Source organism: Variovorax sp. F042 (assembly GCF_057814215.1).
In genome coordinates this window covers 1-295 of the sequence record NZ_JBVASX010000073.1, presented here as the reverse complement: position 1 = coordinate 295, position 295 = coordinate 1, and the positions used below count along the sequence as shown (strand labels likewise).

Genomic DNA, 295 nt, shown 5'->3' with positions numbered 1-295 from the left:
CTCAACGGCAGCAAGATGCTGTGGTTCTCGAAGTTCGACCCGAAGCGCGTCGTGCAGAAGCTGTCCGAAGCCACGGTGTTCATGGGCTTGCCCACCCTGTATGTGCGGCTGTTGGCCGAGCCGGGCCTCACGCGCGAGGCGGTGCGCAACATGCGCCTGTTCGTCGCGGGCTCGGCGCCGCTCTTGATTGAGACGTTCGACGAGTGGCGCGAGCGCACCGGCCACACCATTCTCGAACGCTACGGCATGAGCGAGACGGTCATGCTCACGTCGAACCCCTCCACCGCCGCACAGT

At 65.1% G+C, this 295-nt stretch carries 1 protein-coding gene; it reads left to right on the top strand.

The window, feature by feature from the left end:
* A partial coding sequence (locus tag ACZYSP_RS35455; protein WP_489019235.1) for an AMP-binding protein occupies positions 1-295 on the top strand: 295 nt, incomplete at both ends.